This is a genomic window from Aliidiomarina sp. B3213 (assembly GCF_003290085.1).
Lineage (GTDB): Bacteria > Pseudomonadota > Gammaproteobacteria > Enterobacterales > Alteromonadaceae > Aliidiomarina.
This window is the reverse complement of the sequence record NZ_QMKJ01000002.1, coordinates 45,594-60,941: the sequence shown is the minus strand read 5'-3', so window position 1 is coordinate 60,941 and position 15,348 is coordinate 45,594. Positions and strand designations below refer to the sequence as shown.

General features: G+C 46.4%; 15 protein-coding genes. 12 read left to right on the top strand and 3 right to left on the bottom strand.

The window, feature by feature from the left end:
• Window position 1 precedes the first annotated feature (1 nt).
• The 9 genes from DQX04_RS05560 (at window position 2) to DQX04_RS05520 (ending at window position 7,372) form a co-directional block, all read left to right on the top strand.
• Window positions 2-1,234, top strand: a complete 1,233-nt coding sequence (locus DQX04_RS05560) for an NADH:ubiquinone reductase (Na(+)-transporting) subunit B (RefSeq protein WP_111914919.1) — start codon at window positions 2-4, stop codon at window positions 1,232-1,234.
• Window positions 1,227-1,991 carry a Na(+)-translocating NADH-quinone reductase subunit C gene (locus tag DQX04_RS05555; protein ID WP_111914918.1) on the top strand — a complete coding sequence of 255 codons (765 nt, stop codon included), beginning with the start codon at window positions 1,227-1,229 and terminating at the stop codon, window positions 1,989-1,991. The genes DQX04_RS05560 and DQX04_RS05555 overlap by 8 nt, the downstream gene beginning before the upstream one ends.
• Complete coding sequence (locus tag DQX04_RS05550) at window positions 1,991-2,626, top strand: NADH:ubiquinone reductase (Na(+)-transporting) subunit D (RefSeq protein WP_111914917.1); 636 nt, start codon at window positions 1,991-1,993, stop codon at window positions 2,624-2,626. Before DQX04_RS05555 ends, DQX04_RS05550 begins: the two co-directional genes overlap by 1 nt.
• A gap of 2 nt (window positions 2,627-2,628) precedes the next feature.
• Window positions 2,629-3,237, top strand: a complete 609-nt coding sequence (gene nqrE / locus DQX04_RS05545; RefSeq protein WP_111914916.1) for an NADH:ubiquinone reductase (Na(+)-transporting) subunit E — start codon at window positions 2,629-2,631, stop codon at window positions 3,235-3,237.
• A gap of 46 nt (window positions 3,238-3,283) precedes the next feature.
• Complete coding sequence (nqrF, locus tag DQX04_RS05540; protein ID WP_111914915.1) at window positions 3,284-4,510, top strand: NADH:ubiquinone reductase (Na(+)-transporting) subunit F; 1,227 nt, start codon at window positions 3,284-3,286, stop codon at window positions 4,508-4,510.
• A complete protein-coding gene (locus DQX04_RS05535) occupies window positions 4,503-5,360 on the top strand; it encodes an FAD:protein FMN transferase (protein ID WP_165831948.1) in 858 nt (285 codons plus the stop codon). The genes nqrF and DQX04_RS05535 overlap by 8 nt, the downstream gene beginning before the upstream one ends.
• A gap of 43 nt (window positions 5,361-5,403) precedes the next feature.
• Window positions 5,404-5,634: a (Na+)-NQR maturation NqrM gene (gene nqrM, locus DQX04_RS05530; protein ID WP_111914913.1), complete on the top strand. Its 231-nt coding sequence runs from the start codon at window positions 5,404-5,406 to the stop codon at window positions 5,632-5,634.
• 146 nt (window positions 5,635-5,780) lie between these two features.
• Window positions 5,781-6,953, top strand: coding sequence for a hypothetical protein (locus tag DQX04_RS05525; RefSeq protein WP_111914912.1), 1,173 nt, complete (start codon window positions 5,781-5,783; stop codon window positions 6,951-6,953).
• An 11-nt stretch (window positions 6,954-6,964) separates the two neighbouring features.
• Window positions 6,965-7,372, top strand: coding sequence for a hypothetical protein (locus DQX04_RS05520; protein ID WP_111914911.1), 408 nt, complete (start codon window positions 6,965-6,967; stop codon window positions 7,370-7,372).
• Here the strand turns inward: DQX04_RS05520 and DQX04_RS05515 are convergent.
• Entirely contained in the window at window positions 7,362-8,354 is a 993-nt protein-coding gene (locus DQX04_RS05515) for a hypothetical protein (RefSeq protein WP_111914910.1), read from the bottom strand. The genes DQX04_RS05520 and DQX04_RS05515 overlap by 11 nt on opposite strands.
• A gap of 155 nt (window positions 8,355-8,509) precedes the next feature.
• Here DQX04_RS05515 and DQX04_RS05510 point away from each other — a divergent pair, with 155 nt between their 5' ends.
• Window positions 8,510-9,454, top strand: coding sequence for a CpcT/CpeT family chromophore lyase (locus tag DQX04_RS05510; RefSeq protein WP_111914909.1), 945 nt, complete (start codon window positions 8,510-8,512; stop codon window positions 9,452-9,454).
• A gap of 5 nt (window positions 9,455-9,459) precedes the next feature.
• Here the strand turns inward: DQX04_RS05510 and DQX04_RS05505 are convergent, their stop codons facing one another.
• Entirely contained in the window at window positions 9,460-10,218 is a 759-nt protein-coding gene (locus DQX04_RS05505) for a YciK family oxidoreductase (RefSeq protein WP_111914908.1), read from the bottom strand.
• A 216-nt stretch (window positions 10,219-10,434) separates the two neighbouring features.
• Here DQX04_RS05505 and DQX04_RS05500 point away from each other — a divergent pair, with 216 nt between their 5' ends.
• The gene (locus tag DQX04_RS05500) at window positions 10,435-12,894 is read left to right on the top strand and encodes a VolA/Pla-1 family phospholipase (protein WP_111914907.1); all 2,460 of its coding nucleotides are present in this window, start codon (window positions 10,435-10,437) and stop codon (window positions 12,892-12,894) included.
• Window positions 12,895-13,035: 141 nt separating this feature from the next.
• Window positions 13,036-14,052 (top strand): protease SohB, encoded by a 1,017-nt coding sequence (gene sohB, locus DQX04_RS05495; protein ID WP_243699867.1) that lies wholly within the window; start codon window positions 13,036-13,038, stop codon window positions 14,050-14,052.
• Window positions 14,053-14,138: 86 nt separating this feature from the next.
• Here the strand turns inward: sohB and DQX04_RS05490 are convergent, their stop codons facing one another.
• Window positions 14,139-15,344 carry an iron-containing alcohol dehydrogenase gene (locus DQX04_RS05490; protein WP_207916238.1) on the bottom strand — a complete coding sequence of 402 codons (1,206 nt, stop codon included), beginning with the start codon at window positions 15,342-15,344 and terminating at the stop codon, window positions 14,139-14,141.
• Window positions 15,345-15,348: the final 4 nt, after the last annotated feature.

The window sequence follows — 15,348 nt, the reverse complement described above, 5'->3', positions numbered from 1 at the left end:
CATGAGCTTAAAAAATTATCTTGAGCAGATTGAGCCGAACTTTGAGAAGGGCGGTAAACACGAGAAGTGGTATGCACTGTATGAAGCAGTAGCAACTATTCTTTATACGCCTGGTACTACAAACAAAGGCGCAACGCATGTTCGTGACAATGTCGACTTGAAGCGCATCATGATCCTTGTATGGATGATGACCTTTCCGGCAATGTTCTACGGCATGTACAACGTAGGTTATCAAGCATCACTTGCACTTGGTCCTGACTCTGCATACCAATTAGCAGACGTATGGCAAGTGAGTTTATTCCACCTGTTCGGCGGTGAATTCACGCCAGACGCAGGCTGGGGCACAATGCTTTGGTACGGTGCGTGTTTCTACTTACCTATTTACGCGGTAACGTTCGCGGTGGGTGGTTTCTGGGAAGTATTGTTTGCGTCAATTCGCAAGCACGAAGTGAACGAAGGTTTCTTCGTATCTTCAGTACTGTTCTCGTTGATTCTTCCTGCGACTATTCCGTTATGGCAAGTTGCCTTAGGTATCACTTTCGGTATCGTTATCGGTAAAGAAATATTTGGTGGTACTGGCCGTAACTTCTTGAACCCAGCACTAACAGGTCGTGCATTCTTGTACTTCTCTTTCCCTGCTGCAATTTCAGGTGACAAAGTATGGACTGCGGTAGACGGTCACTCTGGCGCAACAGCGTTGAGTGAAGCGTTTAACGGTGGTGCGAACTTCGCAGCTGAGTTTGGTCAGCAAGCGATTGGCGCATGGACTTGGATGGACGCATTTATCGGTCGTATTCCTGGTTCTGTAGGTGAAGTGTCTACCCTTGCTATCGCAATTGGTGGTTTGGCGCTTATCTATTTCCGGATCGCGTCTTGGAGAATTGTTGGTGGTGTACTGATTGGTATGATCGCGTTCTCAAGCCTATTGAACTGGATTGGTAGTGACACTAACCCAATGTTTGCGATGCAGTGGTACTGGCACCTAGTTGTTGGTGGTTTCGCATTCGGTATGTTCTTTATGGCAACCGACCCAGTGTCTGCTTCTTTCACAAATCGTGGTAAGTGGGCGTACGGTATTCTGATTGGTTTCATGACAGTGATGATTCGCGTAATAAACCCTGCATTCCCAGAGGGTATTATGCTTGCGATTCTATTTGCTAACGTATTCGCGCCACTGTTCGACCATTTTGTAGTTCAAGCGAATATTAAGCGGAGGGTTGCTCGTCATGGCTAAAAGTAACGACACTTTAAGCAAAACCTTCACAGTTGTTATCGCACTTTGCCTTGTGTGCTCGATCATCGTGTCGGGCGCCGCTGTTGGGCTAAAAAGCAAGCAAGAAGCTGAAGCTGCACTTGCGAAGCAAACCAACATTTTAAGCACTGCAGGCGTTTCAACTGAAGGCCAGTCTATTAATGATGTTTTCGCGTCACGCGTGAAAATTGCAACGTACAACCAAGAAACGGGCGAAGTAGTTGCATTTGACTCATTAACAGCAATGGACACGCATTTAGATGACGTGGCTATATTAGAGCAAAGCGAAGCGGCTTCTGCTGCTGGTGTTCGTGACTTACGTAACGAAATTCCAGTTTTTGCAGTAATGAGCGAGCAAGGCGATGTTCAAACTTATGTTATGGACATTCGCGGTGCGGGCTTATGGGGAACAATGTATGCGTTCCTAGCTGTAGAGCCTGACGGACAAACGATTCGCGACATTCTGTTCTACAAGCACCAAGAAACTCCTGGTTTGGGTGGCGAAATTCAAAACCCACGCTGGACAGCAAACTTTGAAGGCCTAACTGCAGTAACTGACTCCGGTGATGTTGCAGTAACCGTAGGTAAAGGTGCTGGTGCACAGCCTAACGGTGTAGACGCGCTTTCAGGTGCAACAATTACAAGTAATGGTGTGAACAGCACTTTAAACTTCTGGCTGAGCGAAAATGGCTATGGTCCATTGTTAGCGAAGCTTCGTGAAGAAGGAGCGATTCTCTAATGGCTAGCGCAAAAGAAATTAAGCAAACGCTGTTTGGGCCTATCTTTGCGAACAACCCAATCGCGTTGCAAATTCTAGGGGTTTGCTCTGCTTTGGCAGTAACCTCTTCAATGGATAAAACATTAGTAATGTGTATCGCACTAACCGCGGTAGTTGCATTTTCTAACTTGTTTATCTCGATTATTCGTAACCACATTCCATCGAGTGTTCGTATTATCGTGCAAATGACGATTATCGCGAGCTTGGTAATTGTGGTGGACCAAATTCTTCGAGCTTATGCTTACGATATCGCACAAGAGCTTTCGGTATTCGTTGGTTTGATTATTACCAACTGTATCGTAATGGGCCGTGCAGAAGCATTTGCGATGAAAGAGCCACCGTTGATGTCTTTCTTCGACGGTATTGGTAACGGTCTTGGCTATTCAGTAGTTCTACTTACTGTTGGCTTTATCCGTGAATTATTTGGTTCAGGTAGCTTGTTTGGTTATCAAATCTTGCCATTGGTAAGTGAAGGCGGCTGGTATACCCCAGTAGGTCTTCTAGTGATGCCTCCAAGCGCATTCTTTATTATCGGCGGTTTCATTTGGGTACTTCGTACATTCCGCACTGAACAAGTAGAAGCGAAGGAGAGTTAAGCATGGAACATTATATTAGTATGTTTGTTCGTGCTGTGTTCATTGAGAACCTCGCACTTTCATTCTTCTTGGGAATGTGTACGTTCCTAGCCGTTTCTAAGAAAGTTACAACCGCTATTGGTTTGGGTGTTGCCGTTGTTGTGGTATTGGGTCTTTCTGTACCAGCAAGTAACTTGGTTAACACGTTTGTTTTGGCACCAGGTGCGCTCGATTGGGCAGGTTTTCCTGATGCAGACCTTAGCTTCCTCCGTTTCTTAACCTTCATCGGCATTATTGCTGCCTTGGTTCAGATCCTTGAGATGGCTTTAGATAAGTTCTTACCGGCTCTATACAACGCGTTAGGCATCTTCCTACCGTTGATTACAGTAAACTGCGCAATTTTTGGTGGTGTACTGTTCATGGTTGAGCGCGACTACAACTTCGGTGAGTCAGTCGTTTACGGTATCGGCAGTGGTGTAGGTTGGGCGTTAGCTATCACTCTACTTGCTGCGGTTCGCGAAAAGCTGAAGTACGCGGACATTCCAGCTGGCCTTCGTGGTCTTGGAATTACATTTATCAGCACAGGTCTGATTGGTTTGGGCTTTATGTCGTTTTCCGGCGTATCCCTGTAATAACCCCTCGGTGTAAAGAAGTAGTGGGAATATAAGGAACGAGGCGATGCAAGAAATATATCTTGGCGTGGGCATGTTCACGGTAATCGTACTAGCGTTAGTGGTAATCATTATGGTTGCGCGCTCTAAGTTAGTACCTTCCGGTGATGTCCAAATCGTTATCAATGAAGACGAAGATAAAACCATCACAACTCAGCCTGGCACAAAGCTGTTAGGTGCGTTGGCGAATGCGGGTATTTTCGTATCGTCCGCTTGTGGTGGCGGTGGTTCATGTGGTCAGTGCATTGTGCACGTTAAAGAAGGTGGTGGAGACATTCTACCTACCGAGCGTGACCACATTTCTCGTGGTGAAGCACGCAAAGGCGCGCGCTTGTCATGTCAGGTGAACGTAAAACAGAACATGCAAATTGAACTTGAAGAAGAAGTCTTCGGGATCAAGAAGTGGGACTGTACTGTTCGCTCTAATGACAACGTTGCAACTTTCATCAAAGAATTGGTTCTTGAGATTCCAGATGGAGAGTCTGTACCGTTCCGTGCTGGTGGTTACATTCAAATTGAAGCTCCACCGTACCATGTACAATATAAAGACTTTGAAGTTGCGGAAGAATTCCGTGGTGACTGGGAGAAGTTTGGTATTTTCAACCTTGAAAGCAAGGTAGACGAAGAGACTATCCGTGCTTACTCAATGGCAAACTACCCAGAAGAAGAAGGCATGATCATGTTGAATGTGCGTATTGCTACGCCACCTCCAAGTGACATGAGCTTGCCACCAGGAAAAATGTCTTCTTACATCTTTAGCTTGAAGAAAGGTGATAAGGCTACAATTTCTGGTCCGTTTGGTGAATTCTTCGCGAAAGAAACTGACGCTGAAATGGTGTTTATCGGTGGTGGTGCTGGTATGGCGCCAATGCGTTCACACATTTTCGACCAGCTTCGTCGCTTGAAAACAGATCGTAAGATCAGCTTCTGGTACGGTGCGCGTTCTATGCGTGAAATGTTCTATGTTGAAGATTTCGACATGCTAGACGAAGAAAACGAAAACTTCGAATGGCACGTAGCGCTTTCAGATCCGCTTCCAGAAGATAACTGGGAAGGTTACACAGGATTTATTCATAACGTACTTTATGAAAACTACCTGAAAGACCACCCAGCACCAGAAGACTGTGAATTCTACATGTGTGGTCCGCCGGTGATGAACGCCGCAGTAATCAACATGTTGAAAGACTTAGGTGTCGAAGACGAAAACATTATGTTGGACGACTTCGGTGGCTAAGACAGCATTGAATCAATGGCTAGCTCCTTTGGGGCTAGCCTTTGTTTTTCTAAACCTGTTAACAGCATGCAACGACAGCCGTGAAGTTCGCATTGCTACAGGCCAAGTAAAAGAACTTTTGTTCCAAGTGAGTTACGTTCCTGCCCACCCGAACCAAACCGAATCTCGTATTCAGGGGCGAATTGAAGGGCTAGTCGCTCATTTAGAACAGCAGTTTTCAAGCCAATACCCTGACTCTCAAATATCTCGCCTCAATCAGTGGCAAAGTACGCAACCCGTAGTGCTTACCCGCGAACTAGAAGAACTATTACTTGCTGGGTTGAATGCCCATGCGCTTTCTGGTGGTGAAATGCCGATGTTCTTCCACACTTCGCCTTTAAATGAACCAGCTTCAGTGCGGGTGGTGAATCATCAGTTATTTAAATCTACAGAAGACGTTCAAGTAGATATGGAGTTAGTTCTACACGGCTTTATTGTGGACCGAGTAGCGCATCTTATGGAACTTATGAATGTTGAGAACTATCGTATCGACATTAATGGTCAAGTTCGGGCGCGAGGTTTCGACTTAGAACGGAAGCCTTGGAATATTGATGTGAGCAACGGCGAAACACTTCAACTTGCCGATGCGTCGGTAGGGCAAAGTCAGACCATTTCTGGGGCGCATATACTCGTGGTACACGAGTCGTCTGCGGCGGCAACTGCATTAAGTGCTTGGTTCGCTGCAATGGGTACCGATACTGCTTTAGAGAAAGCGTCAGCCCTAAGCATACCGTTAGAGATTCAATTAGATGAAAACGGTTCGCCAAAAAGTTATACTAGTCCTGCATTCCAAAGTGCATTTTCCGGTTAGTTAAATACTGGAACTGCACGTTTCAAGCACGGTGAGGTAGTCCATGCAAACATTAATATTGGCTTTTGTTCTTATGCTTATCGTTTTCGGCGGTATGGCCATTGGTGTCCTAGTACAACGTAAGTCTTTGGCTGGAAGTTGTGGCGGCATTGGTGCGTTGGGTATGGACAAAGCATGTGATTGCGACAAGCCTTGTGACAAGAAGCAAGCGAAGCTCGCCGAAGAAGCCCGCAAAGAGAAAGAAAAAGCGTGGCAAAACAACCGTATTCATTAAATTAAACATAGCTTTACGCAAAATGAATAGGGTTTTCACCCCCTTCGTTTAAAAAAACAACAATCTTTCAAACAAACAGTTCTTGAGAATTGTCTATAATTTACGCAGTTGGGAACGACCCGTAAATTAACGATTAAGGACTGTGTATGTTTCAACGTAAACTTTTTGCTGTAAGTGCTTTAACCGCATTACTTGCTTTTCCAGCATCTGCAGAAGTGCAGTGGAGTGGCTTTGCAAACATTGGTGCTGGCTTCACTTCTGGTAGTGATGAAGAGTTGCTAGGTTATAACGACGACTTAGGTTTCAAGCCTGACACGTTATTCGCGTTACAAGGTACTTCACAAATTTCTGATCGTTTAACTGCAACGGTTCAGGTAATGGGACGCGCAGAAAACGACTTTGATCTAGAATTGGAGTGGGGGTACTTACAATACCGCCTAAACGACAGCTGGACACTTAATGCAGGGCAATTACGTTTGCCTACCTATAGTTACTCTGACTCAATTGACGTCGGTTATACATATCATTGGGTTCGTCCACCTGCGAGTGTTTACCGTGTGCCATTCGACACCTACATGGGTGCAAGCTTAACCAATAGCACGTTCGTTGGGTCTGCTTCTGTAAACACACAATTCGTTGCGGGTCGTTTTAATGGTGACATCAACTTCGGCGGCTCTGAAGTTGAAGCAGACGTTAAAAACATTCTAGGCGCTAATGTTACGGCTTACATCGGTAACTTCACGGTACGTGGTGGTTACATGATGTCTGACTCTGTAACTTTAGCTACGCAAGACCCACAACTTCTTGGCTTAGTGCAAGTATTAGGTGCATACGGTGTTCCTGAAGTGGGTGATGCATTACTTCCAACCGACGACGAAGGTACATTCTTAGGCTTCGGCTTAATGTACGACAACTTTGATTGGTTTATTGGCGGTGAATTTACCCAGCTAGAAGTAAAAGATAGCTTGGTTTCTGAGCAACAATCTCAGTACATCACTGCGGGTAAGCGTTTTGGCAAAGTAACTTTGCATGTAACGTTCGAGCAAACACAAGACGACAGAGCAACGCCTGACGCGTTGTTGCCTGCAGCGTCTCCTGTTGCTCCACAAATCCCTGGTTTACCTTCATACGCAGCGCTTGCTCCAACTGTTGCTGCTGTTGCTGCTTCGCAGGTTAGCGAAATTGATTACACCACAGTGGGTATGCGTTACGACTTTGATACAGGCGTAGCTTTCAAGCTGGATGTAACCACAGCTGAAGACAACGTGTTAAACACAGACGCAACGCTTGTTACCTTCGCAATTCAAACCGTATTTTAAGGAGTACTGACATGAATATTCAGAAACTTATTATTGGCGGTTTAATGTCGCTTGCGTTGGTAGCAGGGTTTTCATTTGCGCCAAAAGCTATGGCTGAAGGCGCTGTGGTAACTCAAGCTGCTGTAGACGCTGAAATTGTTCGCCGTATTTATCTTGGTCAAACACGCCAGCTTATTGCTGCGAATTTGCCTGAGGGTAGCGATGCAAGAAACGCGTTTGAGAATAACTTTGTAGGCCGTTCTCCAGATCAGATGAAAGCACATTGGTCGCGCTTGATCTTTACTGGTCGTGCAGTGGAGTTGCGAGTTCTAGAGAGTGACGAAGAAGTTCTAGAGTTCGTTCGTGGTAACGCGAACACCGTAGGCTATATTAGCGATGCGAGTAAAGCCGGTGGCTTAACGGTTATCGCTACATTCTAATGACTTGGCCCTCAAGGCTGAGGGCATAGCAAGTATTGTCGTAGCCACAGTCAAAGGCTTGCACGCCTTGCGTGGCTGCGACGTTCCATTCCTCACCTTCATTGTGACTCACCCACAGTCCTTCCTGATTGCCCACGTAAATGCTTTCGTTGTTACCATATAAAATAGTAATGGCTTGTTCGGTGGGGGGAGTATTTATGGCAGTGAACTCACCGTTTGAGTAACGATAAAGTTCTGCGGTTTGTTCGTTACCTCCGGCTACAAGAATATTGTTACTGGAAAAAGGCCATACGGCATGAACGCCGGCACCTGAACCACCTGTCAGCGGCGTGTCCACAACTTCAAATCTTAGCTCATTACGATTTTTATATATGAGTCTGGCTTTAGGAGCGTGGTAAGTTCCGGCTGCCCAGGTGTCGTTTACAAAACGTGCGCATTGGTCACTATTGTTGCTTAGTTGCTCTCCGGGTTGCACGGGACCCGCAAAGCCGTTTCTTGAGTCAATCCAGTTGCGACCGTTGATTGACCTGATAATGTGCCAGTCACCATACCGCGTGTCCGCGAATATCCAGCCCTCGCCATCGGGAATGACTGCGAAGCAGCGCAGGGCTTCGTCTCCGGTACTGCGGTACAAACGTTGCCAACTGAAACCTTGGTTACGCGTGGTGTAGAATCGAGAGTCGCCTTCGCCGTCGTTACTAAGAATAAATGCTCGACGCTGATCAATGGCGTGAACCTGCCGTACGCGCAAGGGGGTTGTTTCACCGGTGGGAACGGATTTAGAAAAGCTTTCTCCGTTATTTTCTGTAATCCAAATAGTGCCAGTGTTGCTTCCTACCCACCATGTGTTTTCATTCACCACAGAAAGTGCAGTCCATTTCTGCTCTGAGGACAATTGAATCTGTGCTGACGCCAATGCTGAACTAAATATGGTCCACAACAGGAGGATAAATAGTAAGCAATTAAACCTGTAAAAACTCATAAAACGACGACCCTTTGATATGCCCCGTGACAGCCTGAAGCTGTATGGTATAGTCCATCATTATCATTAATTATGGCTTTTATACGTTGAGCAACCGCACATGGTTTTATTCAAACGTATGGACCCAGTGTAAACCTTTTAGGATAGACAAACGAATGAAGCAGTTCATTTTCTTATTGTTTGGATTCATATTTCTTTTTAGCGCTTCTCACCAGGCCATCGCCCAAGACGAGAATGAAGATATAAGAAGTATTCAAAAAGAGGAATTACTTGGTCTTCTAGCCAAGCGTTATTCGAACTTCCATCCGTTGTTTGAAAGCCCCGATATTGTCGGCAACTTTCCGCCGATTGTGCAAACCGGTAAATTGATTTCATTAGCAACAGGCGAGCGTGTCTTACTGCTTGAACAATCTTTTATAACTAATGTCACTGACCCTTTTCGTAGGCAGTTATTACGATTTATGATTCCGAGCCGAAGTGAGGGTATATTGCAGATTACATATCCACTACCGAGTTCTATCGAGTTTGAAGAAGAAAGCCTGAGCGATTTATCTGCTTTTGAGAGATTACCTGGCTGTGAAGTGAGGTGGCAAAAGGGAGCAGATGGTTTCGTAGGGAGCCGCACAGCTGAGCGTTGTTACTTTGTTGATGAGAGTGGTCAGCAAGTGCATCTGAGGTCTCAGTTTCAGGTGAATAGCGAACAGTTGGTTTTGGACGAAACAGTTTTAAATCAAGAAGGAGAACCTACTGCGGAAGACGAGGCACAAACTCTGTTATTAGAACCTATTCGCCTTCTTCAGCTAGAAGCCGCGTTATTGCCCGCAGGAGCTGAAATAGATGATGCAGATGCTTGGATGCCAGTACAGCTTGAAAACCAGCTTCACGATCATGGGCAACGTGTAAACTTGCGCTTGGGTGAGTTGGCCTCACCGTATCAAATCAGAGTAACGTTTGTTCCCGAGCAGCCTAACATGCTCGACATTACTTTGTTCTCTGTGGGTTACAGTCAGCCAATAGAACAGTGGTTGATAGAAAAGGAAAATGGAGCTTGGACACAAACCGAAGCTCCATTGCGTTTTGTTCTTCGAGAGCAAGACTAACGCGTTTATTTGCGCGGAGGTTGCGCGTCTACAGACTGGCCGGTTACACCAACACTTTCGTTTGCCATGAAGTATAGGTAAGTAGGCATAAGGTCTTCTGGAGTTCTTAACTTCTCTGCATTTTCTGCAGGGTATGCCTTAGCGCGCATTTTCGTGCGCGTTGCGCCTGGGTTAATGACATTCACACGCAAATGAGAGTTTTCGTATTCGTCGGCAATAACTTGCGCCATTCCTTCCGTCGCAAACTTGGAAACGGCATAAGGACCCCAATGCGCTCTACCCGTTCTGCCTACGCCTGATGATGTGAACACCACCGACGGAGACTCTGCTTTAAGCAATGCAGGCATAAGTGCTTTGGTCATTAGGAATTGCGCGGTTACGTTTACGTGCATAACGTCATTCCAAGTATCAGCTTGAATTTGGTCGAACGGTGAAAGCACGCCCAGTAAGCTTGCGTTATGAAGAATGCCGTCCAAGTGACCAAACTGGTCGATAATGGTGGCGCACATATCTTGGTAGTGGCGTTCGGTGGCGCCTTTCATGTCTAACGGAATAATTGCTGGCTCGGCACTACCTTGCGCGATAATTTCGTCGTAAACACTTTCTAGTTTTTTTACCGTGCGACCCAGTAAAATAACAGTGGCACCGTGCTTCGCGTAAGTTAGAGCCGCTACACGACCAATGCCGTCTCCTGCGCCGGTTACCAGAATAACTTTATTTTGTAATGCGTCTGCAGACGCTTGGAAACTTTGTGTATTCAACATAATTTATACTTTAATAGTTGTACTTGTGCATTCGAGTGCTTCATATTGTACAGTAGATACATACAGAATCTTAGTCAGCTTTGCGCCAAGGTTAAGAAAAACCTTTAATCTTTGTGCTTAGCGGTGTATAAAACTCGTAAACGATTACCCAAAGTGGGCCCGTACTCATGCCCAGAATGGGCTTAGAATTAGAACAACAAGGATTGGGGAAACCTCATGAAAAAACTGCTTCTGTCTTTGTCAGTCGCGTCAGCTCTAGGCTTGACCGGTTGTTTGTCAGACGGCACTGATGCGCCGGTGACCGATGAAGAAATTAATTCTGCTGCTGTCCGTGTCGTATTCGACCCGGGTTTAAGTAAGATCAGCTTACCAAACGATATTTTGTTAGGGGGCACTACAGACGGCACTTTAAACATTCCTGTAGACGACCCAACAGATTACGCTGACCCACAGGTTGCCTTGGGTACACTAGATGGCTGGTCAACAGCTATGCCACAAGAGTTCGGTTTCGACTTGGCGACCGACGAATTTGGCGAAACAATTACAGTAGACAGCAGTAGTGTAACTGCCGCTGGCGGTATTCGTGTGTTCCAAGCTGTCATGGGTGGCGACACTAGCGTAGAAGAGTGTACAAGCGTTCCTCAGGGTGCGGTTTGTACTATCGTAGCGGAATTAACACACGGTGAAGACTTCACAGTAGCATGGAGCAACGGTCGTGCATCGGTAGTTCCTCTTGTACCGTTCTTACCTAAAACGGGCTATGTTGTAGCGCTTACAGACTCAATCGTAGACTCGTTAGGTCGTTCGATTAAGCCGTCTACAACTTACTTCACTTTAAGCAAGCCTCTTTCAACCGACCCAATCGGCGGTGCGCAAGAGCAAGCTTTACAAGGTATTATCAATAGTCAGCGCGGTGCATTAGCAAGCGCGGGTGTAGACGTTGAAACTATCGTTCATACCAAGTCGTACACGACGCAGTCAGTAGGAGACGTACTGGGCGTAGTGAAGCAACTTATGTTGCAACCTGCACTAGCTCCACAACTTACTGCTGGTCCTACGGGTATGACTGTTGCTGACGCGTTAATTGGCGCTGGTCAGTTACCAAACGACCCTACAAACCCTAACGTAGCTATTGCGAGTTCTGCTGATTTATACGCAGGTACAGTAACGCTACCTTACTTCAGTGCAATTCCAACTGCTGAAAACCCTGGTGCACCTTTAACGGGTCGCTGGCAGGCAACTGCAGTTAGCCCTGCAGCTATTCAGATTGGTTTGAACTCTGGTGCGATTACGCAAGAAGAGTTAGCAGCAACTCTAGTGGGCTTAGGTTTAGACCCTGCAGTTGTATTGGCAAACCCAGCTAACTTAGCAGGTGCTATTCCTTACGAAGCAGCGCCTGTGGCTCTATACAACCCAGACTACGATGCAACAGACCCAGACTCTGTTCGTGGCTTGGACCAAGAGCGCTTGTTAACTAAGTACAACCCAATTCCACGTCCTTCAACGGTGCAAACAGTTCCACTGAGAATGTCTGTTCCTAATGTAGCTGTGGTAAATGCTGTGCGTGCTCAGCAGGGCTTAGACCCAATTGCTGAACCAGCAGGCGGTTGGCCGGTTGTTATTTTCCAACACGGTATCACGGGTTCAAAAGAGAACTTCCTAGCAATTGCAGGTACTTTGGCTGTATTCGGTCAAGCTGCTGTAGCTATCGACCATCCGTTACACGGTGAGCGTGGTTTCCCAGGCGGAATTAACGCAACTTCAGGTCAAGGCTCTCCGACCAACTACTTGAACCTTGCTAGCTTGCTTACAGCGCGTGACAATCTACGCCAGTCTGTTTCTGACTTGCTTGGTTTACGTTTAAGCTTAAGCAACGGTGCAGCTAATTTTGGCGGCGCGAACATCAACGGTATGGACGTTAGCTTTGTAGGTCACTCGCTAGGTGCGATTACAGGTCACAACTTTGTTGCGCTAGCGAACACTGGCATGACAGGCGACGCTGCTGCTGCAGACCCACTTTACAGTGTTGAAGCTGCTGCATTAGGTATGCCTGGCGGCGGTATTGCACCATTCCTAGTTGAGTCTCAGTCTTTCGGTAATCTGATTGGTGGCTTACTAGCGTTCCAAAGCTTTGACGGGTTCCAAGCGTATGCACTAGAAGAAGCGACTAACTCAGGTATCGTACCTGGCTTAGACAACCCGCAGTTCCTAGGTGCAGTTGCTCAGTACTATGCAATGTACTACGGCGGTATTGCGACAGACGCAGAAATTGCAGCGCGTGACTCTCTGTTAGCTCAGTTCCAATTCGCGGCTCAGTCTATCGTTGATCCGGGCGACCCAATCAACTACGCACGAGCGCTTGTTGCGACTGAAACGCCAACTTTCTTAATCGAAGCTATTGGTGATGCAACTATTCCGAACTCAACTGCGCATCCATTAGGTGGTACAGAGCCTCTTATCCGCTTGCTAGGCCTGCAAAACATTACTACGGCCATCGTTTCACAAGACGGTGAACCGTTGTCTGGTGCTGCGCGCTACATCAATGGTGGTCACGGTGGTTTGTTAGACCCATCTGACGATGCGGCGACTACAGCAAACCAACAGCAAGCGATTGGTGTTTGGTTGCAAAGTAACCAGCTAATGCTGCCTGTTGACCCGAGCTTAGTACCTCAATAAGCATAGGTGCCTCAGTAAACAGTAATTAAGCTAAAAATTTAAAGGGCAGGTTCACGAAAGTGACCTGCCCTTTATTTTTGCTGCTGTTAAACCTGTCAGGTATGATGTTGCGATTCAATTTTAAGAAGAGATAGACAAGCAATGATGGATATTTTAGCGGCTCTGTGGAGCGATTATGGCGTTTTCCTGCTGAAAACCCTTACCTTGGTATTCGCCGTGGTGTTTGTGATTGGCATGATTGTGAATGCTGCACAACGTCAAAAGGGCGGTGAGGGCGAGCTGCACGTTGATAATTTAACCGATGACTTGAAAAGTAGCAGTAATGATCTGCGCTTAAGTTTAGCTTCGGGTAAAGCCAAGAAGCAGCTTGAGAAAACGTTTAAGAAAGAGAAGTCTTCTAATGACGACACTAGAAACCGATTGTTTGTCGTTGAATTCAAAGGCTCCATGGACGCAAAAGAAGTGGAGAGCTTGCGCCGGGAAGTAACGGCTATTTTAGGCGTAATTGAGGAAAATGATGAAGTATTAGTGAAGCTTGAAAGCCCTGGTGGAGTGGTACATGGCTACGGTTTAGCTGCTGCGCAGTTAAAACGACTGCGTGATAAGGGCGTGAAGCTTACTATTTCTGTAGACAAAGTAGCTGCAAGCGGTGGCTATATGATGGCTTGTGTGGGGCAAGAAATTGTAGCTGCTCCTTTTGCTGTGGTGGGTTCTATTGGTGTACTTGCTCAGATTCCTAACTTTCATAAAGTATTGAAGAAAAACGACATCGACTTTGAGCAGATTACTGCAGGCGAGTATAAACGCACGTTAACGATTTTCGGCGAGAACACCGAGAAAGGCCGCTCTAAGTTTAAAGAAGAAATTGAAGGTATTCACGCAATGTTTAAGCGTTTCGTGAAAGAAAACCGTGAAAGTTTAGACATCGACGCGGTGGCAACAGGCGAAGTATGGTACGGACAAGAAGCTGTAGATAAGGGCTTAGTTGACCGTATTGGCACTAGTGACGACTTGCTTCTTGAAGCGGTAAAAGACAAAGACGTGATTCGTGTTCGCTACAAGCAAAAGCAGAAAATAGGCGACAAGCTTGCCCAGCAAGCTAGCACGGCAATAGAGCGTTCATTAATGCGCTGGTATCAAAACAGTCGTTTTTACTGATCGTGACTAGAAACAAGTCTTAATAGAGCATTTAGCAAAAGGCAGCTTGAAAAAGCTGCCTTTTATTTTTGGGTGTCTATTAAGAGTTAAGGAAGCATGAGCTCTAACAAGCTACACATTTCCTGTTGAGAGAAGTAACGAGGCACCGCATAAGTGAACCTAGCTTCTTGGCGGGCTGCTTTTGCAATAGCAGGAATGTCTTCTCGTTTAAGTTGCTCTATTTTCAAAGGAATGTTGAACGTGTGATTGAGCTCTGAAATATGGTCGATAAACGCAAGTCCGGCTTTCATGTCGTCTTTATCATCGCTGACACCACAGGTACGTGCTAGCTCTGCTAGGCGTTTTGAGCAGTGGCTTATAGATGCACTGAGCACATAAGGCATAACCATAGCGTTCGCGAGTCCATGAGGAATATGGTAACGCGCACCCAAGTTATGGGCGATAGCGTGAACATAGCCAACCCCCGCAATGGTAAACGCTTTACCTGCAAACATTGAAGCTTCTGCCATAGCCTGGCGCGCTTCAGTGTCTTTTCCGTTTTCAAATGCTGCCGGTAAGTTACTCAGTATTGCTTGCGCTGCAGTAAGTGACTGCTCACTTGTGGTCGAGGTAGCGTTACGAGATATGTAAGCTTCCACTGCATGGGTGAGCGCATCCATGCCAGTCGCCGCTGTAATCGCAGGCGGCAAGCCAAGCATAATGTTGGCATCGAGCGCCATTGCACTGGGCATAAGGCGATGGTCGATAACGGCTAACTTTCTTTGTGCTTGTGTGTCGGAAACCACCGCGGCTATGGTTACCTCTGAACCTGTGCCTGCTGTTGTAGGAATTACATATAGTGGCAGTGTTCCTTTGGTTACTTTGAACAATCCAGTCATTTTCTGGACTGGCTTGGTGTTCAGTGCTCGAGCTGCAATTAGCTTTGCAGCGTCGATGACTGAACCGCCGCCGACGGCGAGCACCGCTACAGCACCGAATTCATGTAATGTGTTTACGCCATGCTCTATTTGCTGCATGGGTGGGTCGGGTGTAATTTCACTAAACAACTTAGTTTCGCAGCCCAGTTCTTGTAATTTCGTTTGAATCGGCTGTACTACGCCAACATCTAATAGGTTCTGATCGCTCACCAACAAAACCTTTGGATTACCGCTACTAACGATGTGCTGCAGTAGTTGTTCTGTTGAACCTGTGCCTCTAAACTCTTTCGGCCAATTAATAGGTAAAGCAGCTGTTACTGCTTTAAAAATTTGCATATAAACGCGCAAAAGTGGCGTGCTAATCGGTTGTGTCATGGTT